The sequence below is a fragment of the Pseudomonas sp. JC1203 genome (assembly GCF_056175065.1).
This window is the reverse complement of the sequence record NZ_JBWCAM010000002.1, coordinates 209,601-235,176: the sequence shown is the minus strand read 5'-3', so window position 1 is coordinate 235,176 and position 25,576 is coordinate 209,601. Positions and strand designations below refer to the sequence as shown.

The following is a 25,576-nucleotide window of genomic DNA, read 5'->3' as shown; positions in this document are numbered from 1 at the left end:
GCTACAGGGGGCCTCTGCAGGAGCTGGCCAGCGCCGACCAATCCAGCTCGCCAAGCCCTGCGTCCACGCACGCGCTCATCACTTGCCGCACCCGCTCCGCCCCCGGCAACGCCAGGCCTGCGGAGCCGGCTGCCTGTACCGCCAGCCCCAGGTCCTTCAACCCCAGCCGCAGGGCAAACCCCGGCTCGAAGCGCTGCGCCACGATGTTGCCGGCGTAGCGCTGGTAACTGGGGCAGGCGAACAGTGTCTGCGTAACCACGTCAGCGAACACTGCGGGCGGCAAGCCATGGCTCTGCACCAGCGCGCAGGCTTCGGCAATGGAGGCGATGGCCTGGGCGATCATCATGTTGCCGGCGATCTTGGCGATTCCGGCCTGGCGCGGCTGCGTGCCCAGGTGCCAGGTTTTTTTGCCAATGGCGTCGAACAGCGGCTGCACCTGGGCAATGGCCTCGCTCGCACCTGCCGCCAGGATGTTCAGCTGCCCCTGGCGTGCCACCGCCGGAATGCCGAACACCGGCGCTGCGACGAAGCCGATGCCTGCCTGCCGATGCAACGCCTCCAGCTCATCGAGCAGCGCCGGCGAAAGGGTCGCCATCACGATGTGTACCTGGCACGCCGCACCGCGCTGAATTACCCCCGGCGCCAACAGCGCCTGGCGCACCGCGGCGTCATCGCTGAGCAGGGTAATCACTACTTCCTGCTCGAACGCCTGGGCCACCCGCGCAAGGGGCTGCACGTTTTCCAGCCCTTCAAGCGCACTGGCGCTGCGGTTCCAGGCGCTGAGCTCATGGCCTGCCTCCACCAACACCGGGATGATTGCCCGGGCCATGCTGCCGACACCGACGATTGCTACCTTCATGAGGCCTCCGTTAAATGGGCGAGTGCCGCGCATTGTGGGCGCCGCATGCCTTGCTTGAGGACTGCCAGGGGTGCATATTCGGCGTGCATTTTTGTAAGGGCGCCACATGAACTGGAGTGACATCAGGGTTTTCCTGGCAATCGCGCGGGCCGGCTCACTGGGCGGCGCGGCCAAGGCCCTCGGCATCAGCCACCCCACGGCGGGCCGGCGCCTGAAGGTGCTGGAAAACGACAGTGGCGGCGCGCTGTTCAGGCGCGTCGGCGAGCGCCTGATCACCACCCTGCTGGGCGACTCGGTGCTGGCGCTGGCCGAGGAAATGGAAGCCAGTGCGCTGGCCATCGACCGCACCCTGGCCGGCAAGCCGCAGCACGTCGAGGGCATCCTGCGCATTTCCTCCGCCGACTGGTTCGCCGCCTACGTACTCACCCCCGTGCTGGCGGAGTTGAGCCAGCGCTACCCGCTGATAGTGCCGGAAATTCTGCCCGGGCAACGCCAGTTCGACCTGGCCCGGCGCGAGGCCGACCTGGCGTTTCGGATAGTGCCGTTCACCGAACCGGACATCGTCCAGCGCAAAGTCATGAGCATGGCCTATGGGCTTTACCAAAGCGCCCGGCATTGCCCGCCGCTCGACCTCAAGCAAAGCGGCCAACCGGTGATCCTGATGAACACCGCGCAACTGCATTACCCCGACGTAGCCTGGCTGCAAGCGGCAGTACCACACGCAAGGGCCGTGGCGCACAGCAGCAGCCGCTCGGTGCAGGCGCAGCTCTGCGCCCAGGGCTTGGGCCTGGCGGTGCTGCCTCGGCCGCTCGGCGACAGTCTGGCGTCACTGACGCGCGTGGAAACAGCCACTCCGCCACCGGCACGGGACATCTGGATGGGCTACCACCAGGACCTGCGCCGCAGCGACAAACTGCGCGCCCTGGCCGACCTGGCAGGCGAAATGCTGGCAGGCCAGGAGGAGGGCGGGCGCGCCGTTTTGTTATAGTGCCCGGCCTTTCCAGGAATCAACCCATGAACCGCCCGCTGTTTATTTCCATGGATGGCCCCAAGGGAACCGGCAAGACCACCCTGCTGGAGGCCGTGACCCAAGCACTGCGGGCCGGCAACCGGAAGGTCGTCCGGCTGTGCGAGAAAAAAAGCGACCCTTTTCGCGGCGCCACCATGGCCCTGGTCAACCAGCTTGCCCGCGCGCCCTGCCGGGAACTGGAGCTGGAAGTCTGCAAGCGCCTGGCCGACAGCCGCACCTGGATCACCGAGCACGTACTGCCCAGGCAGCCTGCCGACAGCATCATCCTGATTGACCGCTGGTATCCGTCCGACGCCGCGTTTCGGCGTTTGGTGCCGTTCGCAGAGATCCTGCAGCTGAACCTTGAGCGCAACGTGCGCGTGCCGGACCTGCACGTGGGCGTGGTTACCACGGCCGAGATTTCATGGGCCAGGGCGGCGGCGCGCACGCGCGGCCTGGGCAGCACGGTCATCCTTGCCCAGCAGGAGCAAGTGGCATGCACCGAGGCGTTCGAGCGGGCCGCAGTGCAGCAGGGCTGGGTGCTGTGCCGCAACGAAGGCACTATCGAGCAGGCGACCCGGCAGGTGGTGGCCGAGATAAGCAACGTGTGGTTGCAGCAGTAGTCGCGACACCTGCACCGCAAAGGATGGCAAAATCGTCACACCTGATGATTTGGAGACCCCTATGCTTCGCGTGCTTGAACGACGGCTCGACCCTTTCCCCCCTGATGAACTGCCGCCACCCCCCGAAGGGCTGGCCCGGTTCATGTGGGCGTGCACGCGCGGGGCCCGGGGCTACGTGCTGGCGCTGGCGCTGCTGAGCGCAGGCGTGTCCATCTACGAAGCCTGGCTGTTTTCCTTCCTTGGCCAGGTGGTCGACCTGCTCTCTACCTGGCAGGCCGGTGGCGATGCGGCCGGGCAGGAGCGCCATGTGCTGTGGGGCATTGGCCTGGTGCTGCTGGCCAGTATCGGCCTGGTGGGGCTGCGCACCATGGTCCAGCACCAGGTGCTGGCCATCAACCTGCCGCTGCGCCTGCGCTGGGACTTCCACCGGCTGATGCTGCGCCAGAGCCTGTCGTTCTTCTCCGATGAATTCTCCGGCCGCGTGACCACCAAGGTCATGCAGACCGCGCTTGCCGTGCGCGACGTGCTGTTCACCATCATCGAGATCGTGCCGGGCATCGGCGTGTACTTCATCGCCATCATCGCCCTGGCGGGCGCGTTCGACCTCAAGCTGGTGCTGCCCTTCATTGCCTGGATCGTGCTGTTCGGCCTGGCCATGCTGTACTTCGTGCCACGCTTGGGCAAGGTCGGCCAGGAACAGGCACACGCGCGCTCGTCGATGACCGGCCGCATCTCCGACGCCTACACCAACATCACCACCGTAAAACTGTTCTCGCACTCCAGGCGCGAAGCGCAGTTCGCCCGCGCCGCCATGGAAGACTTCAAGGACACCGGCTTCCGGCAGATGCGCCTGGTCAGCCAGTTCGAGATCGTCAACCAGACCCTGGTAGTCGCGCTCATCATCGGCGCCGGCGGCTACGCCCTGTGGCTGTGGCACCAGGGCCAGGTGGGCACCGGCGCGGTGGCGGCGATCACCGCCATGGCCCTGCGCATCAATGGCATGTCGCACTGGATCATGTGGCAGATGACCTCGCTGTTCGAGAACATCGGCACCGTGCAGGACGGCATGGCCACCCTCACGCGCGGCCCCAAGGTGCAGGACACCCCCGACGCCGGCACCCTGGTCACCCGCGGCGGCGCCGTGACCTTCGACAACGTCAGCTTCAACTACAACGGCGAGCGCCAGGTGCTCGACGGCCTCAGCCTGAACATCCGCGCCGGCGAAAAAGTCGGCCTGGTCGGCCGTTCCGGCGCCGGCAAATCGACGCTGATCAACCTGCTGCTGCGCTTCTACGACGTCGACAGCGGCACCATTCGCATCGACGGCCAGGACATCGCCCACGTCACCCAGGACAGCCTGCGCAGCGCCATCGGCATGGTCACCCAGGACACCTCGCTGCTGCACCGCTCCATCCGCGACAACATCGCCTACGGCCGCCCCGACGCCAGCGACGCGCAAATCCGCACCGCCGCGGCCAACGCCCAGGCCGATGGCTTCATCAACCAGCTCAGCGACCGCGACGGCCATTCCGGCTACGACACCCTGGTAGGCGAGCGCGGCATCAAACTGTCCGGCGGCCAGCGCCAACGCATCGCGATCGCCCGGGTCATGCTCAAGAACGCACCGATCCTGCTGCTGGACGAGGCCACCAGCGCGCTGGACTCCGAGGTTGAAGTGGCGATCCAGGAAAGCCTGGACGAGATGATGCAGGGCAAGACCGTGATCGCCATTGCCCACAGGCTGTCGACGATTGCGGCGATGGACCGGCTGATCGTGATGGATGAGGGGCAGATCATTGAGCAGGGGTCGCATGCCGAACTGCTGGGCAGGAACGGGGTGTATGCGCGGTTGTGGCAGCATCAGAGTGGTGGTTTTCTGGGCGAGGATCGCGGGGTGGTGGAAGAGGTGGAGTAGGGGTTCGCGCGCCTGACGCGGCCTTTGGCCGCTGCTACACAAATCTCCGTAGCAGCGGCCGAAGGCCGCGTCCAAGGCTGATTATGGAACCCAAGGCTCCAATGAATGGAATTCCACCCAATTAATCTATTTCAGGACGAAGGCTAGAATCCCGCCCCACCCGTGTGGCCACGCTTGCCGATGGCCATCACGTTCAACCCTTCAAACCAATACCCACCTGCGCACGAGCCCGATTTTTTCGGGCTCGCGCATTCGTGCACCTTGGCGAATGCCGCGGGGTTCTGGAGCTTCCATGAAAAGATTATTTCCCCTGGCACTGGCTGCAGGCCTGCCATTGTCGGCGTTGCTGCTGGCGGGCTGCAGCCCCTCCCAGGCGCAACCCAAGGCCGCCACGGCGGTTAAGGTCGGTTACTACGAGTTGGCCGCCGCGCCCCTGACCCTCACCACCGACCTGCCAGGCCGCACCGCAGCCTTGCGCGTGGCGGAAGTCCGGCCGCAGGTGGCCGGCATCCTGCAGCGGCGCCTGTTCACCGAGGGCAGCGAGGTCAAGCAGGGCCAGCCGCTGTATCAGATAGACCCGCGCACCTATGTCGCCCAGCAAGCCCGTGCCGAGGCCAACCTGCGCAGCGCCCGCAACCTGGCCGAGCGCTATGGGCGCCTGCTGCAAGCGCGCGCCGTCAGCCAGCAGCAGTATGACGACGCCGTCGCGGCCTGGAAGCAGGCAGAGGCCGATAAACGCGTTGCCGACATCAACGTGCAGTACACCCAGGTGCTGGCGCCGATCACCGGGCGCATTGGCCGCTCGGCGGTGACCGAAGGCGCGCTGGTGACTGACGGCCAAGGCACTGCCATGGCCACGGTCAACCAGCTTGATCCGATCTATGTGGACGTGACCCAGCCCATCACTCGCATCCTGGCCCTGAAGCGTGCGCTCAAGGCCGGCGACTTGCAGGCCGCTGGCGCGGACCAGGCCGAGGTGAGCCTCACCCTCGACGACGGCAGCACCTACCCCATGAAGGGCACGTTGAAGTTCGCCGAGGTCAGCGTCGACCAGGGCACGGGCTCCGTCACCTTGCGCGCGGTGTTCCCCAACCCCGAGCGGGCGCTGCTGCCCGGCATGTTCGTGCACGCCCAAGTGAAGGAGGGCGTGCGCGAGAACGCCCTGCTGGTGCCCCAGCAGGCCATCGTGCGCGATAGCCGCGGCGTCGCCACGGCCTGGGTCATCACCGCCAACAACCACGTTGAACAGCGCGACCTGCAGACCCTGCGCACGGTAGGCAACGCCTGGCTGGTGGACAGTGGCGTGAAGCCGGGCGAACGGGTCATTACCGAGGGGCTGCAGTTTGTGCAGGCCGACTCGCTGGTAGACGCGCAGCCAGCGGACAACGTCCAGCTGCAAACTGCCCTGACGGCAAACTGAGAGGTCGACCATGTCCCGTTTCTTTATTGATCGACCGATCTTCGCCTGGGTGGTCGCGCTGGCAATCATGCTCGGCGGCGCGCTGGCGATCCATGGCCTGCCGGTGAACCAGTACCCCAACATCGCAGCGCCTGCCGTGCAGATCACCGTGACCTACCCGGGCGCCTCCGCACAGACGGTGCAAGACACCGTGGTGCAGGTCATCGAGCAGCAGCTCAACGGCCTCGATGGCCTGCGCTACATCAGCTCGGCCGCCAACAGCGACGGCAGCGTCGAAATTACGGTGACCTTCGACCAGGGCATCAACCCTGACATCGCCCAAGTGCAGGTGCAGAACAAGCTGCAGCTGGCCACCCCGAACCTGCCCGAGGAGGTGCAGCGCCAGGGCATTCGCGTGGTGAAATACCAGGCCAACTTCATGTTGCTGGTCAGCCTTTACTCCAAAGACGGCAAGCTGAACTACGGCGACCTGGGCAACATCATCGTCTCCAGCTTCCAGGACCCGCTGTCTCGTACCCAAGGGGTGGGCGACTTCTTCGTCTTCGGCTTCCAGAACGCCATGCGCATCTGGCTCGACCCGGCCAAGCTCAACAGCTACCAGTTGATGCCCAGCGACGTGACGGCCGCCATTGCAGCGCAGAACGTGCAGGTGTCCTCCGGCTCGATTGGTGGGCTGCCGACGCGCAAAGGCGTTGAGCTCAGCGCCACGGTCATTGGCAAGACGCGCCTGCGTTCGGCGGATGAGTTCAAGGAAATCCTGGTCAAGGTCCAGCCCGACGGCTCGCAAATCCGCCTGAAGGATGTGGGCGAGGTGGTGCTGGGCAACGAGACCTACTCGTACGACGTCAACTACAACGGCAAGCCCGCCGCAGGCATTGCCCTACGCCTGGCCACTGGCGCGAACATGCTGGAGACGGTAGAGCGGGTCAAGAAAACCGTGGACCAGCTCAAGCCGTACCTGCCCCCCGGCGTCGAGGTGGTCTATCCCTATGACACCAGCCCATCGGTCAAGGCCTCGATCGAGTCCGTGGTGCACACGCTGTTCGAAGCCATCATCCTGGTGTTCCTGGTGATGCTGCTGTTCCTGCAGAACCTGCGCGCCACGCTGATCCCGACGCTGGCGGTGCCCGTGGTGTTGCTGGGCACCTTCGGCGTGCTGTACGCCTGCGGCTTCACCATCAACGTCATGACCATGTTCGCCATGGTGTTGGCCATCGGCCTGCTGGTGGATGACGCCATCGTGGTGGTGGAAAACGTCGAGCGGCTGATGACCGAGGAGCACCTGTCGCCGCGCGAGGCCACCTACAAGTCCATGCAGCAGATCTCCGGCGCGCTGGTGGGCATTGCCCTGGTAATCAGCGCGGTGTTCATGCCGATGGCGTTCTTTGGTGGCTCGGCGGGGATCATCTACCGCCAGTTCTCCATCACCATCATCACGGCGATGGCGCTCTCGGTGCTGGTGGCGCTGGTCTTTACCCCGGCGCTGTGTGCCACGTTGCTCAAGGCCCACCCGGCGGCTGGCGAGAAGAAACCAAAAGGCTTCTTCGCCTGGTTCAACCGCGTATTCGAGCGCAACACCGGGCGTTACGAAGCCGCTGTCAGCAGGATTCTGCGCAACCCCCGGCGCACCTTCGTGGTGTACGTGCTGCTGTTGGCCGGCGTGGCGATGATGTTCCGCCACCTGCCCAGCGCGTTCCTGCCCGATGAAGACCAGGGGCTGCTGATCGTGCAGATCCAGACCCCGCCCAACAGCAGCGCCGAGCGTACCGAGGCGGTGCTCAACCAGGTGCGAGGCTACCTGCTGGACCACGAGCAGGCCGGCGTGGTCTCGGCGTTCTCCATCAGCGGCTACAACTTTGCCGGGCGCGGGCAGAACTCCGCCGTGGTGTGGGTGCGGCTCAAGCCGTTCGAAGCGCGCACCGGCGGCGACAACACGGCGAACGCCATTGCCCAGCGCATCACTCAATTTGCCAGCACCGTGAAGGACGCCAGCATCGTCTCGATTGTGCCGCCAGCCATCATGGAAATGGGCAACGCCACCGGCTTCGACCTGTTCCTGCAGGACAACGGCGCCCGCGGCCACGCCGCCTTGATGCAGGCGCGCAATCAGTTGATGAAGCTCGCTGCCAAGGAGCCGGCATTGGCTATCACAAGGGCCAACGGCCTGGACGACGAAGCGCAGTACCAGGTGACCATCGACGATGAAAAGGCCCGGGCGCTGCAAGTGTCCATCGAGGCCATCGACAACACCATGTCGGTGGCCTGGGGCTCGACCTACGTCAACGACTTCATCGACAAGGGCCGGGTGAAGAAGGTCTACGTCCAGGGCGAAATGGACGCGCGGCTCTCGCCCGAGGACTTCGACAAATGGTACGTGCGCAACGACGCCGGGCAGATGGTGCCGTTCTCGGCGTTCGCCTCGGGCCAGTGGGTGTACGGGTCGCCGAAGCTTGAGCGCTATGGCGGTATCCCGGCGGTGGAATTGCTGGGTCAACCGGCGCCGGGCTATAGCACGGGCGATGCCATGGCGGCCATCGAACGGGTAGCCGCCCAACTGCCAAACGGCTTCGGGGTGGCCTGGACCGGGCTGTCCTTTGAAGAGCGCGCGGCCGGTTCCCAGGCGACGATGCTCTACGTGCTGTCGCTGATGATCGTGTTCCTGTGCCTGGCGGCCATGTACGAGAGCTGGTCGGTGCCGGTGTCGGTGATGCTGGTGGTGCCCCTGGGCGTGCTCGGCGCCGTGGCCGCCACCCTGGGCCGTGGCCTGGCCAACGACATCTTCTTCCAGGTGGGGATGCTGACCACCATGGGCCTGGCCGCGAAGAACGCCATCCTGATCGTCGAGTTTGCCAAGGACCTTCACGACAACCAGGGCCGCACCCTGGTGCAGGCCGCCACCGAAGCGGCACGCCTGCGCCTGCGGCCGATCATCATGACCTCGATCGCCTTCGTCATGGGCACGCTGCCGTTGGCCCGCGCCCACGGGCCGGGCAGCGGCAGCCAGCACTCGATCGGCACTGCCGTGGTCGGCGGCACCCTGGCCGCGACCTTCCTGGCGATTTTCTTCGTGCCGTTGTTCTACGTGGCGGTGATGCAGCTGTTCAAACCCAAGCAACGCCACGCTGCCTTGGAAGGAGCCCACCATGACGCATAAGCCGCTGCTGCTCGCCCTGGCAATGACCCTGGGCGGTTGCAGCCTGATCCCCGCGTACCAGCGCCCGGCCTTGCCGGTGCCCGCGCAGTTCCCCCAGGGTGGCGCTTATGCGGCGCCCGTGGCGGGCAGCGGCGCCCAGGTCAACTGGCAGCGCTTCTTCAAGGACCCGGCGCTGCACCAGCTGATTGACCTCGCCATCAGCCACAACCGTGACCTGCGCAAGGCCATCTTGAACGTCGACGCCTACCGCGCCCAGTACCGCATTCAAGGCGCTGCGCTGCTGCCGGAGCTCGGCGTGGACGCCAGCGCGGGCCGCTCGCGCACCCCGGCGGACCTGTCATCCACCGGCCGGCCGCTGACCACCGGCAACAACAGCCTGCAGGTTGGCCTGACAAGCTATGAACTGGACGTATGGGGCCGCGTGCGCAACCTGGACAAAAGCGCGCTGGAAACCTACCTGGCCAGCGAGCAGAACCAACGCACGGTGCAGCTGGCGCTGGTGGCCAACGTCGCCGTTGCCTACCTGACCTGGCAGACCGACCAGCAACTGCTGGGGGTCACTCAGTCGACACTGCAGAACTACCGGCATAACCTGGCGCTGGTACAAGCCAGCAGCGAAGCGGGCACTGCCTCGGACCTCGACGTGCGGCAAGCACGCACGCTGGTCGACAGCGCACGGGGCCAGGAGCAGGCCTACCTGCGCCAGGTGGCCCAGGACGTCAACGCCTTGCAACTGCTGGTGGGTATGCAGCTGCCGGCCGCGCTGCCCAGCGCCACGCTCGACCAGCAGGTGCTGGCGCCTATTCCCGCCGGGCTGCCGGCGGCCAGCCTGCTGCAGCGGCCAGACATCCAGGCCGCCGAGCATCAACTGCTGGCCGCCAACGCCGACATCGGCGCCGCCCGCGCCGCGTTCTTTCCCAGCATCACCCTGACCGGCAGTGGCGGCACGGCCAGCAGCCACCTCAGCGGCCTGTTCGATAACGGCTCGGCAAGCTGGAGCTTTGTCCCGCAGATTCACCTGCCGATCTTCACCGGCGGCCGCCTGCAGGCCAGCCTCGACTACGCCAACATCAAGCAGGACATCGGCGTGGCCACCTACGAGCAGGCCATCCAGGCCGCATTCCGCGAAGTAGCGGATGGCCTGGCAGCACTGGGCACCTGGGACGAGCAACTGCGCAGCCAACAGGACCTGCTGCACACCGCCGAGGCGTATGCGCAGATGGCCCAGCAGCGCTATGACGAGGGCGTGGACAGCTACCTGGTGTTGCTGGATGCCCAGCGGCAGCTGCTCAGCGCACGGCAGAAGCTGCTGACCGACCGCCTGGCCCAACTCACGGCCCAGGTCCAGCTGTACAAGGCACTGGGAGGAGGGTGGTCGCCGCCGGCGGCCGGTTAACCGGTACCGCGCCCGGGCCTCGCCTGGGCGCATCCCTGGATTGGTGTATGATTTAGCGCGCCACAGGGTAAAAGCCCACCTATTGCAGCCTCGGATTCCACAATGACCACCACAAGCTTCGACGGTATCAGGGAGTTCGTGACCTCCGCCCGCACCCTCAGCTTCACCACCGCAGCCCTCGAACTGGGCGTCACCAGCTCCGCCGTCGGCAAAAGCGTCACCCGCCTGGAAGCCCGCCTGGGCGTCAAGCTGCTGCACCGCAGCACCCGCCGCCTCATCCTCACCAGCGAAGGCGAGGCGTACCTGGCCAGCTGCCAGCGCGCCATGGACGAGCTGGCCGAGTCCGAGAGCTTCCTCACCACCGGCCAGCAGGAGCCCGTGGGCCGGCTGCGCGTCGACCTGCCCGCCGCCTTTGGCCGCCGGCACATCGTGCCGACGCTGATCGCGCTGTCGGTGCGCTACCAGCAACTGGACCTGTCGGTGAGTTTCAGCGAGCGCCTGGTCGACATCATCAACGACGGCGTCGACCTGGTGGTGAGGATCGGCAACCTCAAGGACGACGGGGAAATTGTTGCGCGCAAACTCGGCAGCCAGAGCCTGCTGATCTGCGCCACCCCCGACTACCTGGCCCGGCGCGGTACGCCCCAGGTCGCCGAGGACCTGCTGCACCACGACTGCATCGTCGGCTGGCGCAACGGCACCCGCAAAACCTGGATGCTGCTGCAGCCCAACGGTAGTGTGGTGGAGCAGGAAGTGTGCGTGAAGCACGAGATGGGCGACGGCGAGATGCTGCTGGACATGACCCTGGCCGGCGGCGGCCTGGCGCAGCTGCCCACCTGGCTGGTGCAGGACTTCATCGACCAGGGCCGCCTGGTGGCGGTGCTCGACGCCTATGCGGGCGCCGAAATGCCGATCAACGTGCTCTGGCCGCGCACCCGCTACATCCAGCCCAAGGTGCGGATGATCGTCGATGAACTGGTGGCGCTGTCGCAGCGCGAGGCGAAGGTGTTTCGCCCGGATTGAACAGGGGCCTGCACAGGGCAGGCCCCCTGATTATTTACTCCGCCGCCGAGTAGACCGGATAGTCCACATAGCCTTTGGCACCACTGTTGCCGTAGAACGTGGCGCGGTCCGGCGTCGCCAGCGGCCAGTCGTTGCGCATGCGCTCAACCAGGTCCGGGTTGGCAATAAACGGCCGGCCAAAGGCCGCAAGGTCAAGCTCCCCCGTCTCCAGCGCCCGCTGCGCCGAGTCCCGCTCAAACCCACCGGCAGCAATCAACGTCCCCTGGTACGACGCGCGGAACGTGCGGGCAAAGCCCTCCGGCATGCACTCGGCACCAATGGTCAACTGGTCGCTGAGGTGCACATAGGCGATGTCGCGCCGCTGCAACTCCCTGGCCACCTGCACCCAGGTCTCGGCTTCATCATCAAACGCGCCCATATCGAACAGCCGGCCAAACGGCGAAATACGCACGCCAACCTTGTCTCGGCCAATGGCCCCGGCAACCGCATCAACGGTCTCCAGCAACAGGCGCAGGCGGTTCTCGATAGAGCCGCCGTACTCATCCGTGCGGTCGTTCACCGTAGGGTTGATGAACTGCTCGAACAGATAGCCGTTGGCGCCATGAATCTCCACACCATCAAAGCCCGCCTCGATAGCGCGCCGCGCCGCCAGCACAAAGTCGCCAACCACGCCTTTGACTTCACCGGTGCTCAACGCCCGCGGTACCGAAGCCTGCACCGGCCCCGGCTGCCCATCCTCGGCATAGGCATACGCCATGGAATTGGCCGCCTGCTTGCCGCTGGCGGAAACGGGCGCTTCACCCTCGGCCTGCAGCGTGGTGTGCGACACCCGCCCCACATGCCACAGCTGCGCAAAGATCCTGCCGCCCTCGGCGTGCACCGCAGCGGTCACCTTCTTCCAGCCGTCCACCTGCGCCTGCGTATACAGCCCCGGGTTGAACAGATACCCGCGCCCCTGCAACGACACCGGCACGCCCTCACTGATAATCAGCCCGGCGCTGGCACGCTGGCGGTAATAACGCTCGGTAAGCTCATCGGGCACCGTCGTCAAGGCGCGGGCCCGGGTCATGGGCGCCATGACCACACGATTCTTCAGCTGGGTACCAGCCAAGGTGTACGACGAAAACAAAATACTCATTGGGGTCTCTCAAGTGGAGCGCTCCGATGCGCTGACCCTGGCCACCATACGCACAAAAAATGCGCAGATAACCGGGCCCCGGGGCCAAGCAGTCTGGAATGCGCGTCCAGAATCGCCCGGCATATTTCATCCTGCCGGGCTCAAGTGCCTGGAATTGAACCTGGATTATCTTTCCTCTGCCCAGGGTTACAGTGATCACCATCGAGCATTGCTCGCATCATTCAGAGGTCAAACACGATGGACTCCACACTCAAGGCACTGCTAGACCGCGAAGCAATACGCAACCTGCGCACCCTGTACGCCCACCACCTCGACAGCAACAACATCGCCCGGCTTGACCAGGTGTTCACCCAGGATGCAGTAGTGGAAGTCACGGTTGGCAGAATGGAAGGGCTTGAAGCCATTCGCGCCGGCTTGACGGACGCGTTCGCGCTGTACGACCGGGATCATCGGGGTAGCTACCCGTTTCTGCATGTGATCGCCAACCACTGGATCAACATGACCGGGCCGGATACGGCGGAGGGGCGGTGTTACCTGGTGGATTTCGAGACGGCCAGGAAGCCCGATCCGAACCCGTTGTTGTTGCTGGGGGTGTATGCGGATGAGTATCGGCGGGTGGCGGGGGAGTGGCGGATTAGTTGGACGCGGTTGGAGGTTGTTTGGCCGGGGAGTGGGGAGTAGGGGCCGGTGAATGAAGGTATGCTGCCAGCCTTACTCGTCAAGGACAGAGCACAGGAATGGCATCCATCAATCTCCACTTCATCGACGCCCGAGGCCTACTGGGTGAGCACCGTGACTGGCTTCAGGCGCGGTTGATAGCTACCCACGACAAGGCGAGCGCGTTGCTGTCGCTGCGGCCGCTGGATGTGATCGTGAAAGCCGGCGGCCAGGTTATTCCTGAAAAGGGGCACCTGGGGTATGCACCTGAACCTGGGTTGATCTATTTGACTGTCGACCCATCGAGTGAAGTTTTCAGGGCAAATGAAAATGCCTCGCTGGAGCGGATGTTTGCGCATGAACTTCACCATGCGGCGCGTTGGGATGGGCCGGGGTATGGGTCGTCGCTAGGCCAGGTTTTGGTCTCCGAGGGGCTTGCGGGTGTTTTTGCGCAGGAGGTTTGGGGTGGTTGCCCTGAGCCGTGGGAGCGGCTTGATGTGGGGGTTGTACGGCGGTATGTCGATCTTGCGGCCGCCCAGTGGGGCCGGGAGGATTATGGGCATGGGGCGTGGTTTTTTGGGGTGGGTGAGTTGCCGAGGTGGTTGGGGTATTCGCTTGGGTTTGCGTTGGTGAGGCGGTATTTGCGGGGGAATGAGGGGAGTAGTGCGGCGGGGCTTGTGGGGGTGGAGGCGGGGGTGTTTCGGGGGATGCTGGAGAACATCTGACGAACCTGGTATTGGCGCTGCTTCGGCGTGGGTATTTGGCAGCTGCGGCTTAGGATACCCAATGATTTTCGCCCCAATACCAGGTTCGCAAGCGTTGGTGGCTGTGGCGATTTCGCTTCAGGCACAGCATGAGCAGGCATAGGAATTGCTGTAACGCTAGGATGCAACGGCTGTTTCGCTGGTTAGATACAGAATTGGGGCGCTGGTGGGCTTGTGAGGGGACGTGGCGGATGGCTGAGCGCGAGACTGTTCCGCAGTTCGCGCCATGGCCTAGAGAACGAGGGGTGACTAACGGCCGCGTTATGGATGTTGTTTATTGATGCGAGGTGGGTGGGGCCGAAACATAAACTATTTGTTTATCGCGCCCAACTAGCAGACCGATCAGAACAAACACAATCCCTAGGAAGAAGCCAACAAACCCCAGTGCGCCGGTTACTAACCCACCACCTATGGTTGCACCAGCGGTCTCGGCCGCCGACGTAGCGCCTTTGTTTGCAAGGTAGCTACCGGTGAACACAACACCGGCAAGCGGCATGAGGAAGGAAACGATGCCTGATAGCAGAAGTAGCCTGCGCCAAGCTTTGGCTGCTCGCGGAGCTGTCAACGCAACGATGAAGGCGATGATCCAGGTGACCAAAAACACCGGGGCGCCACCTGCTCCCGGGTTTTGGCTAGAACCTGCCGACGCGATTGAAACAAGAAACATCGATAAGACGGCCAGAATCAGGCCACCCAATAAGCCGGCAAGAAATTTCATAGGAGTGACATCCATGTTGAGGGGAGGTTGTGGATGGCAATATGCCACGTTACTGAAGGGCGCTCAACGCTTGCCGGCTCCAACCGCTATGTAAGAGGCGGGGAACTGCGGGCTAGCTCCGTCCGGACTATGCGTGCGAAAGGCGTGGATGGGGCTGTTCGAAATAATCGTGTCATCTTAACCCAACAAGACCCTGTTCCAATTTCGACATGTAGCCACGACTGCTGCCCTCGGCCATTTGCTTGTGAGTTAGGCCTCGAGTTATCCGCGAAGTTTTCAGTAGGTTGGCAAAGCCTGTTTTGAGCGACATTTAAGCACCTGACCAGGGTGGGCCGAGTAGGACTCCCACACGTCTGCAGCTGCGGAAAGACCCTGCCTAGAGCATCTGAGCGTATCACAGACGCCCTAGCACCAGACTGACCGGAAAGACGTCCGTCTGATGCTGCGGAGGATCAGCCCGTACGCACTCCAGTGCGGCCGGAAACCCAAGCTCAGTGAACAGACAAACTAATGCTTTTTCACTGCGAAGCTGGCTTCCTCAATCCATCGATTCCCTCAGCACCAAGGCAGCTCCTTTAGCCAGTCCACCTATGGAAACTTGACCCTTGGGCGTCCAGGGAAGGTGTTTGGTAGGGTTGATATAAATACGTAGCTCAGTCTCGAATCCCTCCTCTAACCCAGAAACGATGACTAGGTAGAAGTTCGTTTTGCTTTCTTCAGCGCGGCGGAACTCGGTCTCGGTAAGGGTTATTTCAGCAGGAGCCCCACGGGCGAAAGACTTCATCTCGATGAATGTGCTCTTATCCAGAGCACCGTCAGCGCCGATTCCCCTGTAGGCCTGTAAGTCGACCAGCACAGCATCCTCCCGCTGCAGCGAAGCTTCCAAATAAGCCCAAGCCTTGGTCTGCAATTCTGCTGATGAATACTGTTTGTAAGCGGTTTCTGCAACCGAGGGTGGAGATGGCCTTTTGGGTATAGGCGTTGGGTTCAGCAGCGGGCCGGTTTTGCGCGGCTGCGGCCCTTTATGCGCGAGATCGCTTCCATCAATGGCTTCTACAGTGAATTGGAATTCGTGAGGCAGGGCCTTGAGCTTGCGGGTCTGAATAGGTCGCTCAGCACTGTCCGTGATAGCCATCGTACCGGCATCCCGCTTGATTACTCGCTTACGATTATTGCCACTCAACCGTTCCTGTTCCGCAATCAACATATCAAGACTGGTCTCCACCGCATCAGTCGCTAGGCTGATGTCGGGAATGTATTCACTGTCTTCACTGGTAGCCCAGGCGGACACCCAGGCAAGCGCAATCTCACGCATGCACGTGCCATCGCCCAGACCCGCGATCGCGATGCCGCCATGTTCGCTCCTGCCGATGAATTTTTCGTCGTCGAAATGCACCGCGAGTCCGGACAAATCGGAATAGGCGTGAAGCTGCATTGGAATTTGCCGCGCCCCCTTGGGAGCGGCGTTGACGATCAATTGGCCTGGCAGGTGCATCTTGAGTCGGGCGTTGTCTAGCCGATTCCAGGGCTCCAACGCCTTGTAGGAGCGTTCATCTTCTCTCGCAAGGTCAGCCTTAAGCATGCGAAGCGCGGCTTGGAAACGATATTCCAGCATGTCAGGGGGCGCGTTCGTTATCGCAGGGGCGGCAGCAGCGAATGGGAGCCTCTCCAGCCCTGCGGCGTTCACGAATCGAGAAATGGTGTCAGCCGCACAAGGTGGCGTCCACAAGGCGATCCTGTCGGATTGGAGATTTGAGTAGTGTGAGAAATACAGTGGACGCTTTGTTGTCCAGGTATCCCCCGATCGTAATGGCAGGAGGCTCAGGCTTCGTCTATCTGCGGCAGTCGCTTTGTCCAGTTGCCTGTCCATGTGCCGATAGATATCGAGCAACAATGCGTCCTGCTTGGGGTCGTAGGCGGTCTTAGCCAGGGACTCCAGCTCTCTGATACAGCTTTTTAAGTCTGGGTGAATGATGCCCAGTGCATTCCATAACGGGGTGAGGCTGCGGTCATACAGAACGAAAGGTTGTCTGCCATGAAAGATGTCTTTGCCGGCAAAGACCGCTCGCATGCTGAACCACTCCTTACTGTCCCTGGCGGTTGTCACACACGGGGCAATGAGTCCTTTTTGAGAACGCTGAATCCCGAACTTGCCACGCAGACTCCCGGCCTGCATGTCGCCGATCATCGCCTCATGCGCGACGGTGGAAGCGCCCTGTGGGCAATGGCCGGCCAGGGCTTTGTATAATCTCATCAAGCTGACTTCGTCAGATGACGACGTGTTTCTAGCACGCTCAAGAGCCGCTACCAGCTGTGACACAGGCGGATTGACGCGCATCCCCAGCGCGCGCGCAAATTCGCTATTAGCGTCGGCTTCGGTCAAGCCGCTGGCAAAATCCGTGTGATGCTCGTACATCGCGAGTGTGACCTTCGTCTCAACAATGAGGGTGGTAGGTCTACACGGTGTCCCTGCGTAGTTGGGGTACCACGCATTGTCAATCAACTTTGCGAGCCAAGTGGTGGGCACTGGTGAGCTATCGCTCCTGCCGCTTTCTCGGTATGCAAAGGTTCTGCTATACGGTTCGAAGGAGAGCCAGTTGCTGTCGATACAGCGAAACAGCGCTATCGCTCTCTCAACGGCTGTGGGGGCGGACGCTGGGGCCGACGCACGAGATTTCCGTCCCTTGCGTGATACCGGCTGGGTCGGGCTCTGACGAATGTTACGGATGACGGCATCAAGATCGGACGAGACGAAATCGCGCCGTAGTCCACCGCGCGCTCGGCCCAGGAAGCGCCGAGCTGGGCCCTGAGAGGCAAGCACAATGTGTGCAGAGTCCGTGGTGACCTCAATAAGGCGTGGAGAAACCTCGGCGCCCAGCAATGACAGAAACCGTTTCACGCCTCGCTTTCGACTTGTGGTGACTGTCTCACCTTGGTTGACCCGTTGTTCTGCTCTGCTGACTTTGAAAACCTCAGCGTAGCTAGCGGACGCCCACAGCAGCTCAGGAGTGTTGCCCGCCGCCTTCGACCACGTGTCTTGCGAATCAGCAATGGATGCTGGCAGGTATACGCTGGTCGGGGAGGCGAGCACCTTCGACATTGTTGATCGACCATCCTCGAGTGCAACATTACGGAACGCGTCGATCAGCAGTGCCGCGCCCACTTGCTGGCCCAACTGACTGTTCTTCGTATCGACATGCTCAAACAGGTCTCGCAGATCGAGGAGGTCTTGTTTATCGGCTGCGATGGGGGCTTGAGCGAAGCGCCTCGCAAACGCTTCAAGCACGTCTTGGGCGATTACGTCTGTCTTGTAGTTCGCGCTCTCTGATAACCATTCGACGAGGGGAGAGTACTGTGTAGAGAGCAGGACAGGGTGAACCAAATTTGTCAGATGATGGCGAGCTGCAAATCCAATTGTGGGTGGCTGCCCTGTTAGCCACGAATCGGCTTCGTCTTCAGCCTTGGCTTGTGTACGTTGCCCGCTTGCAAGCGGCACCCATTGAGAGTCCAGCAGCAGATAGTCTTCGTCCAGTTCGAGGCATTTTATAGCCATGTCCAAGAACCATGACGCAGACTTGTGTTCGAATCGATCTTCGTCACAGTGTTCGAACACATCCCCGAGTTGCAGCGAGTGTGAGACGGAGAGGGCCTCTAGGACGACTCGCCAACGCCCGTCGCTGTCCCGCATCCACTCGGGCAGCATTGGCCACCCGCTCACCGCGAGGTGGTCAGCTTTTGTCAGCATTCCGTCGATCGACTCATCGCAATACGAAATCTGGCTCAGCGAATAGCGGCCATCAATGAGAGTCGAACAAGCTTTGAAGGCCTCTATCCCTTTGCTCCATTGTTCATAGAACAATTTGTTGAGCCAGTCCGAACTGCTGTCTGTCTTCGCCCCGACAGGAACGGCCAGCCAAGCAAGGGTATTGCGTTGCTGCGCCAGATAAATGGCCAGCTCACCTAGAAACTGGCCGGATGCCTCAGTGAGCCACTGATTCCAGGCGCCATGAATCATGTCTTCCCGAGAGGTAGAGGGGTCAAACTGTGCGTCGAGAGAGAATGCAGCATTGGTGTGGATCTTGGTGGGCAGCGCCACATGGATCCGTCCTTGAGCACTCCCGTTCACCGGTATCGCAACACCAACGGGTGTGAAATCGCCAGTCGCCTTGGCAGCGCGTGCCTTTCCAGCTGGAACCCTCACTTCGCAAACGAAGCGCTCCCAGAGACTGTCGTCTACCAAGAAGCTTGAGTGGGTGACACGGCTCTGGTGCTTGCCAAGCGCCAGTTTGAACTGGCGATCGGATTGAGTCTGCTGGATCGCCAGATGCTTCAGCGAGATACCCTCATCCAGATCGATTAAAGTGATGGCGCGAACATTGTCCAGGAAGATCAGGTCGCTGGGGGCCCAGTCATCGAACCAGGCTTCCAGAGAGGCAAGGTCATAGTCTGGATACAGATCGACGCTGACCATAGTGTGGTCGGCGAGGGGATCGTAAAAGTCCTTGATAGGCTCGGCTTCTTCCACCATGGCCACGTGGTCATCGCGTGAGCCGAAATGGAAGGGCGCGCTGTGGACTGTCAGATTATCGCCGAGCTGCGTTAGGGTTTTCAGGCCGATGCCGAACCGACCTTTGAGCTCGGCTGATTGCTGCTTGGTGGAGTAGAACGGGTAGATCATGGGTAGCACGTGGGGCAGTTCCACGGGCAAACCGTTATGGACGATGACCAGCTGCTTACTGCCGTTAAAAGTCTGTACACCAAATTGCACAGAAGTGGCATTCAGGTCATCAGCATTCTGGATAACCTCACGAAGCCCTTGATAAGGGTCGGTGTTCAGCCGTTTGGCGCCCTGATTTCCTCCCTTGAGCAGGGTGGTCAGGATCTCGGGCTGCTCACGTTGAAGCTTTACAAACTCGATGAGTGCGGCATTCGCATACGCTTTGCTGCGCAGCGTCGGCTCTTTGAAAGTGGAGGCTGAGTTAAAGCAGGCTGAAGCGTGCAAGCGTCCGAGTTGCTCGTCCATGATGGAACTCCATAAAGGCACTTTGAGATCAGCCGATCATAGACTCGCTTCGATGCGAGTTCCATAGATGGCTGAGGTTCGTAGCGCAGTTTGGATACCAGTTGGGTTGCGGACAAAGTAGATACGTCACGCCTTAGGTGAAGGTGAAGTTACTGGTTCCCGAGCTGAGGTGCACACTTCGCAATCTGATGAGATCATGCTGATCTGCTGGCTCTGGCAGCATCCCCGGCCAACCTCCATGACTGTGCGCTCGATAGCGATTTGCGCCTTTACGGTGGCTGGCACGCTGCGACCTCAGCAACACGATCTAGAACAGCAGAACTCCCTCCAGTAGCACCCCTGTTTTTCTCAAAAAGTCGTCTCCAACTAATTGCGGGTGGTAGACGATCTCTTCCGGGAGGCTTTCGGGGTGTGAGACGCAAGCACGGCCAATGTAATCTGAAATATTGTTCACGACCCCAACTGTCGTGAGGAACGTCAGGTCGATGATCTCGTGGCTGGGTAGCGTCAACCAAGCATGCAAGTTAACTTGCTGAAAGCTCAAGTTTTGCTTGAGCATCGGCTTGAGCTTGCCCGTGGGTGTGTGAAAAACAGGTTGGCCGTTAAAATGCACGTAGCCCAACGTGAAGAACAGCGGGATCCCGAGCAGGTCTTCCAGTGGGGTTTGAATTGCTCCAGTAGCCTGGAAGCACTTGCCCGCGAAATCCTGTGGTCGCTCATTTGGAAAGGTATCGATCCAACATTGCCCGATTTCAGCTGCATTTTGATCGCTAAGATATCGGTCAGATGATGAGACGAACTCAGGGCGCTGCAGTCCCCAGCGCTTCGTTCTCTTCAGGGCACCTGAAAATTGGGTCTCGTAGCTATCAGGTTTTTTGCGATGGAATGCCGGGAAGAACTTTTCGAACAATGACATGCATTTCCTTGCGATGATTGATTTTCTGGGGTGCAGAGGTTTTCTTGCCTGGAGTATGTACTGAACTGCAAACCGAGGAACGGTGGCAGTCTCATGCCCCACACAACGGTAAGCGTTTCAGTCACTTCTGATGCGAACCTGAGACAAACAAGGGTTCGGCGACCCATTATGTTCACAGTAACTCAACCTCTTCAGGAGCAAACCAACCGGCCTCGATAGCGCGCTGCATGGCGGTTTCACGCTGCGAGGTGTATACGACAATGGCGAGGCTTTCTTCAGCCCTGCTGCAAGTGACGTACAGCAAGCGTCGCGTCCGAGAAAGGGCATCGTCCTTGCCTGCCTGTTGATTCTTGATGTCGTTGTCCGAGGGCGCCTTAACGCCTAACAGCTTCTCGTAGCTGAACAGGAATCCTCCTGCCTCTTCATCGTTGAGAATAACCATGACCCTTGGAAACTCCAAGCCTTTCACCCCCTGATGCGTATCGAAAGGAGACAGGCCTTCTGCGTATCCCGCGAACGCAGCCATCTCAGAGTAAGGCCGCCCCAGAAGCACACGGTACGCATGCACCTCAAGAGCCTCACGGTCAATGGTATCCGGCGGTTCCTCGTCGATAACGCCTTGTGCAAAGGCCGTCAGGAGCCGCTCCGGTATTTCGAGCAGACTTGTGTCTACTAGTGCGGACACGACATCGGCCAAGGATGGATTGTTGTCGGCGAATAGCCCGCACAGTGTTTGACAGCCCATACCTGCCTGCTGAAGCAATGCCAACTGATCAGGGGCCGCTTTCATGCGGTCGCTGTCCAGCAGAGGGGATATCAACCTTACAGCTTCCATCAGAGCGAATTCGCTCTCATCTGCAGCGGACAAGATAGGCATGACGCCCTCAAAGAAGAGTTTGAGTACCGGTAGCGTTCCATCCAGCAAACCGGTGCGTAGATGCTCTACTGCATAAAGAGGCGTGAAAACCCGCTCGAAGCCGAGACGTCTGCCTGCCATTTTGTGCTCAAGGATTAGCGTCTTGCGCTCTGAGGTTCCAGCCGCCCAATGCTGGTCGCCCGTAATCTGCGCCATACGCTCGGCAATCCGGCTCTCCAACCCAAAGCCTGCGTCCGCCGCTTGCTGAGTACAGAACAGGCGGACGGCACCTCGTATCGCGGCGGGTTTTGGAGTCTGTTGATGATCATCGGCAGCGCTGCGAATGACATTGATGAGTTCAACGACCCTGGTGGGGCACCGGCGGTTTACGGGTTTCTCGGGGATAGCCCAGTCATCGGGAATAGCCCGCTCTAGGTGTTCTTTCCCATCGTTGTAAATTCGTTGCATGGTGTCGCCCAGAAGCCCCAGGCAAAACCGTGCAGGGATAAGCGATTGAGCGGTCAGAAACGCGTCCATGAGCGCGCCATTGGTATCCTGGCTTTCATCGATCAGAAGCACCGGGTACTGATCGGCCATAACGTCCAGCAAAGGAGGGCGTTGAATAAATGCAGCCGCCATCTGGACAACCTCCGCGTGGTTCAGCGCTTGGCGCCCTCGGTTCTCTCCGGTGGGGCTGTACGTGAAACTGACGACTTCATCCAAGGCAGCCAGCCGCCTCGTTTTACTATCAAGCGATGCGCGATTGGCACGAGCCGTTTTGTTATTCAGATCTCGGGCTTTGCCGAGCTTTTCGTTCAGCTCTTCAATGCTTTCGCCAAGTTTGACGCGAAGCCACTCACGGATGTCGTCATTGAAGCCCTGGATCATTCGCCATGAAAACGCATGGATGGTTGAAACGACCACCAAGGGGTCATGCTCCAGACGACGTGCAATCTCCTCGCACGCCGCGTTGGTGTAGGTGATGATTGCAACCTGACGCCCTTCAAACGTAAGCCGTTTGTGCTCTCGGGACTTCAGTTCACTCACCGCCGTAACCAAGGAATGTGTTTTCCCTGATCCTGCGCCGGCGTACAGGAAGAAGCTTTTCGGATGATCCAAGTCCAAGCACTCTCGGATCACCTCATCGGCATCACGGACATCACGGACATCACGGACATCACGGACATCAGCGGGGGACTCAGTAGTCGCGGGGCTCATTCTGCCCCCCCAACGATCTCTGTTACCTCAACGATCGCGGCAGGGACGACCAGTAAATCCTTGCGCTTGAACTCCAGCTTGGACTGCAACCACGTCAGACCTTCATGGATGTAGGCAGGTACAGCAAGCTGACCGAAGACCGGGTCGCCGAGCACCTCAAGTGAGAATTCGGCTTTGTCGCCCGTGCGCAGTGCATCGAACAGGGCTGAGCCCAAAGCTTGCCCTGTTCCAGCCTCCTGGATAGCCTGGCTGAAAGCACGCATCAATCCACGTCGAGGAGTTCCCGTGAAGCACTGGAGATTGGTTAATGCCAAGCTGTCTTCAAACGTATTTGGCAGAACTTCATCCTGGGCACCGGTCTTCGGCAATTGAACCGAGATAGGGGTTTGATACGCGATTCTGATCGAGTAAAGGGAATCGATCTCCTCAACCTTATGCTCATCCGCCAGATCGAGCAGCGTGTCCACATCATGACTGAGCCCCTTCACTCGCATCCAGTGACGAACAGTCGGGTTGTTAGTAATCTGTTCTGCGCCCCTAGCCACTGGTTGTGCAGCTTTGTCTTTCCCGGCGTCGAGATCGGTGATGACCAACGTGGCGATACCCAGTGCATCCACTAAAGGCCTCAGTCGATGAGCATGACTTCCGCCAATATCCAGGATGGTGATGTAGCACTGGTCTAGGAATTTGAAGTGTTGCCGCAGGAAATGGGGCAGGATCATTCGCTCTGCAGCGCCTTCCACCAAGATCACAGCATCAGCGAAGAACAGGTCGGCGTGGTGCGCTCGCAGGTACCGTGTGACGAACTCTTTAGTTTTGCCTGTTTGGCCAAATACGGTACTCAGGTTGGAAACGGTCGAAACAGGAATGGGTATGCCTGCCATGCCGGATGGTAGCCGCCGGAAGTAGCGCAGGTGTTCATATTCGATTTCGTGAGCGACGTGGCTTGAGTGGGAGCTGACGACCAGTTGGGTCTTCAGGTTAGGAAATTCCTCAAGCACCGGGTCGTTGCACAGCACGTGGTACGCATGCTTTATAAACGCTTGCTGGACTTGAACGTGCAGGTGCGCCTCAGGCTCCTCAACCAGCACAAGGTGTATGGGTTCGACGTTCGCAGTGGTACGTTCTTCGGGGACTCGGGACTTCCTCAGCCAGTTGTCACGAAATGCCATGAGCCGGAAGATCATGGAGATCAGATTTTGGTAACCCAGCCCATTCGATGTCTCTGGAAGCGTTAAGCGAGGCTTTCCGGGCGCACCTGCAACCGAGTCTAACTCAAACAGAACTGCTGCCTCATGATCTAAGCCATCAGTTGGGCCGAGGCGGGTTGCCACTTTGATGCTGGGATCGCTGTGGTTCGGGTATCCAAGCCCTGCAACCTCTCTAAGCGCGGGCGCAAAGCTGGTTGTTAGCCTGGTGTCAAAAGCGCTTTGGGCAGCTTCAATGGCCCTGAGCGCTTCAAGATCCGATACGTCTGGGCTGTCGCCAGGATCGAGGTGGCGGCGATAGTAGGTTCGCAGCTGCTCAGACAACTTCCTGCCACTTCCCGTTTTACTGTCGTCTTGCCCCTCATCGGCACTGTCTCCGAAGCCGCGCTGAGCATTGATCTCATGAACCCGGATCAGACTGAGGAGTGGATTACGCTCAAGTGGCACAGCCGTGTCAGCCAGCGCTTGGAGAATCGCTGTCCGGTTTTCGGCACACGGTGCAGAAAGCATTTCCGGATTAAGCCGATACCAACGCACCTTGAACGACTTGACCAAGCGCCGGTTTAAATAGTCATGAAGACTCTGCGGCCATAGCTGTAGGGTAGGGCGCTGTTGTCCTTGCTCAGCCTGATTCTGGATCTCCTGAAGGAGTGTGGCCACACGAGCACGCTCTTTTCGATAATCGGTGTAAAGCGTGGGTAGGTCGTCCGGTTCCAATCGAAACCGCATTCCGACCATTCCACCAGACCAGGAAAAATTGGGAATCAGATCGCGAATATGATGGAGCTCACCTTGAGCTACATGTATCCACACGTCGAGCGTCGGCAGCCAGTCAGCCCAGGTATTAGCCTCTTGAATCGCAAAGCCTTCTTCTGCTTGCTCCCATTCACGCCCAATAGCGTCAAGCGTGGCTATATGGCAGAGAGTCAAATCTTGCAGTCTGAATGTAGTGGGCTTCACCAAGAACTTGCGCAACGCCAACATCGCTGAGGACTTGCCGCTGTTGTTGGCGCCCACCAGGAGCGTCGTTTCGGCGGCCAGATCGATTCTGACAGACTTCAGCTTGCGAAAATTCGCAATTTCCAGGTGCTGGATACGCATAGATTCATCTTTGAAAAATGCAGAGGGCGAGGGAGTAGGTCTGCCTAGGTCGTTGAACCTTACCTGAGCGGTTGCCAGACACCAGATGGCTGCGTGCTGATTAGCCGATCGCTGGAGCGAAGTGTCCTAGACTACTTAAGCAGAAGTCTGACGCCAAGGAGATTTTGCTGGTAACGGCATGAGTCTCAAGTCTGAGGCGTCTGCTTTACCTACTTGGCGCGTGGCGGTGTGATGGGATTGAGGGCTGCATCTTTTTCTATGCACTTGACTGCAAGCCAGCGGATGATCGGCACGACATGGCTGATTTTGTGACTGGGTTTGCTGAACGTTTGTGTGAAGGCTCTAGCATCTCACAGCCCCTGTGCTTTCCATCTACCAAATCGCGCTTTTCGGGTTAGTGCTCCACGAAACTCGGTGCGATTAGGTACGCGAGTGAGGCCCCAGGCAAGTCTGTAGGTGATCTACGACGCGTGGCTTGACGTGCCGATCGCATTCCTCTGTCGCATAGCATTACGCGAAGGTGCCCTGACGGTCGAGGACCACGAGCGCTCGCGTTAGTCGAACAACTCCGTTCACAG

At 60.7% G+C, this 25,576-nt stretch carries 16 protein-coding genes; 9 read left to right on the top strand and 7 right to left on the bottom strand.

Translation table 11 applies throughout. The features are described from left to right. Position 1: 1 nt before the first annotated feature. The gene (locus tag AC0SZ7_RS04200; RefSeq protein ID WP_475503167.1) at positions 2 to 859 is read right to left on the bottom strand and encodes an NAD(P)-dependent oxidoreductase; all 858 of its coding nucleotides are present in this window, start codon (positions 857 to 859) and stop codon (positions 2 to 4) included. Between the two features lie 106 nt (positions 860 to 965). Between AC0SZ7_RS04200 and AC0SZ7_RS04195 the strand changes: the two genes are divergently transcribed. The 7 genes from AC0SZ7_RS04195 (at position 966) to AC0SZ7_RS04165 (ending at position 11,399) form a co-directional block, all read left to right on the top strand. Further along, on the top strand, positions 966 to 1,847 hold the full coding sequence (locus tag AC0SZ7_RS04195; protein ID WP_475503166.1) for a LysR family transcriptional regulator: 882 nt from the start codon (positions 966 to 968) through the stop codon (positions 1,845 to 1,847). Positions 1,848 to 1,873: 26 nt separating this feature from the next. Further along, positions 1,874 to 2,491: a dTMP kinase gene (locus tag AC0SZ7_RS04190; RefSeq protein ID WP_475503165.1), complete on the top strand. Its 618-nt coding sequence runs from the start codon at positions 1,874 to 1,876 to the stop codon at positions 2,489 to 2,491. Positions 2,492 to 2,552: 61 nt separating this feature from the next. After that, positions 2,553 to 4,406 carry an ABC transporter ATP-binding protein gene (locus tag AC0SZ7_RS04185; protein ID WP_475503164.1) on the top strand — a complete coding sequence of 618 codons (1,854 nt, stop codon included), beginning with the start codon at positions 2,553 to 2,555 and terminating at the stop codon, positions 4,404 to 4,406. A gap of 292 nt (positions 4,407 to 4,698) precedes the next feature. Beyond that, positions 4,699 to 5,826, top strand: a complete 1,128-nt coding sequence (locus AC0SZ7_RS04180; protein WP_475503163.1) for an efflux RND transporter periplasmic adaptor subunit — start codon at positions 4,699 to 4,701, stop codon at positions 5,824 to 5,826. Between the two features lie 10 nt (positions 5,827 to 5,836). Beyond that, positions 5,837 to 8,980: an efflux RND transporter permease subunit gene (locus tag AC0SZ7_RS04175; RefSeq protein WP_475503162.1), complete on the top strand. Its 3,144-nt coding sequence runs from the start codon at positions 5,837 to 5,839 to the stop codon at positions 8,978 to 8,980. Beyond that, entirely contained in the window at positions 8,970 to 10,376 is a 1,407-nt protein-coding gene (locus tag AC0SZ7_RS04170) for an efflux transporter outer membrane subunit (protein WP_475503161.1), read from the top strand. Before AC0SZ7_RS04175 ends, AC0SZ7_RS04170 begins: the two co-directional genes overlap by 11 nt. Before the next feature lie 102 nt (positions 10,377 to 10,478). Then, positions 10,479 to 11,399: a LysR family transcriptional regulator gene (locus AC0SZ7_RS04165; protein WP_475503160.1), complete on the top strand. Its 921-nt coding sequence runs from the start codon at positions 10,479 to 10,481 to the stop codon at positions 11,397 to 11,399. Positions 11,400 to 11,433: 34 nt separating this feature from the next. On the opposite strand, the gene AC0SZ7_RS04160 is transcribed toward AC0SZ7_RS04165, so the two are convergent. Further along, positions 11,434 to 12,537: an alkene reductase gene (locus tag AC0SZ7_RS04160; protein WP_475503159.1), complete on the bottom strand. Its 1,104-nt coding sequence runs from the start codon at positions 12,535 to 12,537 to the stop codon at positions 11,434 to 11,436. Between the two features lie 237 nt (positions 12,538 to 12,774). Between AC0SZ7_RS04160 and AC0SZ7_RS04155 the strand changes: the two genes are divergently transcribed. Next, positions 12,775 to 13,218, top strand: a complete 444-nt coding sequence (locus AC0SZ7_RS04155; RefSeq protein ID WP_475503158.1) for a nuclear transport factor 2 family protein — start codon at positions 12,775 to 12,777, stop codon at positions 13,216 to 13,218. A 56-nt stretch (positions 13,219 to 13,274) separates the two neighbouring features. Then, positions 13,275 to 13,919, top strand: coding sequence for a DUF2268 domain-containing putative Zn-dependent protease (locus tag AC0SZ7_RS04150; RefSeq protein ID WP_475503157.1), 645 nt, complete (start codon positions 13,275 to 13,277; stop codon positions 13,917 to 13,919). 313 nt (positions 13,920 to 14,232) lie between these two features. On the opposite strand, the gene AC0SZ7_RS04145 is transcribed toward AC0SZ7_RS04150, so the two are convergent. The 5 genes from AC0SZ7_RS04145 to AC0SZ7_RS04125 form a co-directional block, all read right to left on the bottom strand. Then, positions 14,233 to 14,676: a hypothetical protein gene (locus AC0SZ7_RS04145; RefSeq protein WP_475503156.1), complete on the bottom strand. Its 444-nt coding sequence runs from the start codon at positions 14,674 to 14,676 to the stop codon at positions 14,233 to 14,235. Positions 14,677 to 15,214: 538 nt separating this feature from the next. Continuing rightward, a complete protein-coding gene (locus tag AC0SZ7_RS04140) occupies positions 15,215 to 19,699 on the bottom strand; it encodes a sacsin N-terminal ATP-binding-like domain-containing protein (RefSeq protein ID WP_475503155.1) in 4,485 nt (1,494 codons plus the stop codon). 307 nt (positions 19,700 to 20,006) lie between these two features. Continuing rightward, the gene (locus tag AC0SZ7_RS04135; protein WP_475503154.1) at positions 20,007 to 20,615 is read right to left on the bottom strand and encodes a hypothetical protein; all 609 of its coding nucleotides are present in this window, start codon (positions 20,613 to 20,615) and stop codon (positions 20,007 to 20,009) included. 172 nt (positions 20,616 to 20,787) lie between these two features. Next, positions 20,788 to 22,689 carry a UvrD-helicase domain-containing protein gene (locus tag AC0SZ7_RS04130; RefSeq protein WP_475503153.1) on the bottom strand — a complete coding sequence of 634 codons (1,902 nt, stop codon included), beginning with the start codon at positions 22,687 to 22,689 and terminating at the stop codon, positions 20,788 to 20,790. Beyond that, positions 22,686 to 24,998: an AAA family ATPase gene (locus AC0SZ7_RS04125; RefSeq protein WP_475503152.1), complete on the bottom strand. Its 2,313-nt coding sequence runs from the start codon at positions 24,996 to 24,998 to the stop codon at positions 22,686 to 22,688. The genes AC0SZ7_RS04130 and AC0SZ7_RS04125 overlap by 4 nt, the downstream gene beginning before the upstream one ends. Between the last annotated feature and the right edge of the window lie 578 nt (positions 24,999 to 25,576).

Bases quoted from the DNA above. Each gene is read 5' to 3' on its own strand.
- AC0SZ7_RS04200 (WP_475503167.1), bottom strand. From the start codon at position 859: ATGAAGGTAGCAATCGTCGGTGTCGGCAGCATGGCCCGGGCAATCATC.
- AC0SZ7_RS04195 (WP_475503166.1), top strand. From the start codon at position 966: ATGAACTGGAGTGACATCAGGGTTTTCCTGGCAATCGCGCGGGCCGGC.
- AC0SZ7_RS04190 (WP_475503165.1), top strand. From the start codon at position 1,874: ATGAACCGCCCGCTGTTTATTTCCATGGATGGCCCCAAGGGAACCGGC.
- AC0SZ7_RS04185 (WP_475503164.1), top strand. From the start codon at position 2,553: ATGCTTCGCGTGCTTGAACGACGGCTCGACCCTTTCCCCCCTGATGAA.
- AC0SZ7_RS04180 (WP_475503163.1), top strand. From the start codon at position 4,699: ATGAAAAGATTATTTCCCCTGGCACTGGCTGCAGGCCTGCCATTGTCG.
- AC0SZ7_RS04175 (WP_475503162.1), top strand. From the start codon at position 5,837: ATGTCCCGTTTCTTTATTGATCGACCGATCTTCGCCTGGGTGGTCGCG.
- AC0SZ7_RS04170 (WP_475503161.1), top strand. From the start codon at position 8,970: ATGACGCATAAGCCGCTGCTGCTCGCCCTGGCAATGACCCTGGGCGGT.
- AC0SZ7_RS04165 (WP_475503160.1), top strand. From the start codon at position 10,479: ATGACCACCACAAGCTTCGACGGTATCAGGGAGTTCGTGACCTCCGCC.
- AC0SZ7_RS04160 (WP_475503159.1), bottom strand. From the start codon at position 12,537: ATGAGTATTTTGTTTTCGTCGTACACCTTGGCTGGTACCCAGCTGAAG.
- AC0SZ7_RS04155 (WP_475503158.1), top strand. From the start codon at position 12,775: ATGGACTCCACACTCAAGGCACTGCTAGACCGCGAAGCAATACGCAAC.
- AC0SZ7_RS04150 (WP_475503157.1), top strand. From the start codon at position 13,275: ATGGCATCCATCAATCTCCACTTCATCGACGCCCGAGGCCTACTGGGT.
- AC0SZ7_RS04145 (WP_475503156.1), bottom strand. From the start codon at position 14,676: ATGAAATTTCTTGCCGGCTTATTGGGTGGCCTGATTCTGGCCGTCTTA.
- AC0SZ7_RS04140 (WP_475503155.1), bottom strand. From the start codon at position 19,699: ATGGACGAGCAACTCGGACGCTTGCACGCTTCAGCCTGCTTTAACTCA.
- AC0SZ7_RS04135 (WP_475503154.1), bottom strand. From the start codon at position 20,615: ATGTCATTGTTCGAAAAGTTCTTCCCGGCATTCCATCGCAAAAAACCT.
- AC0SZ7_RS04130 (WP_475503153.1), bottom strand. From the start codon at position 22,689: ATGAGCCCCGCGACTACTGAGTCCCCCGCTGATGTCCGTGATGTCCGT.
- AC0SZ7_RS04125 (WP_475503152.1), bottom strand. From the start codon at position 24,998: ATGCGTATCCAGCACCTGGAAATTGCGAATTTTCGCAAGCTGAAGTCT.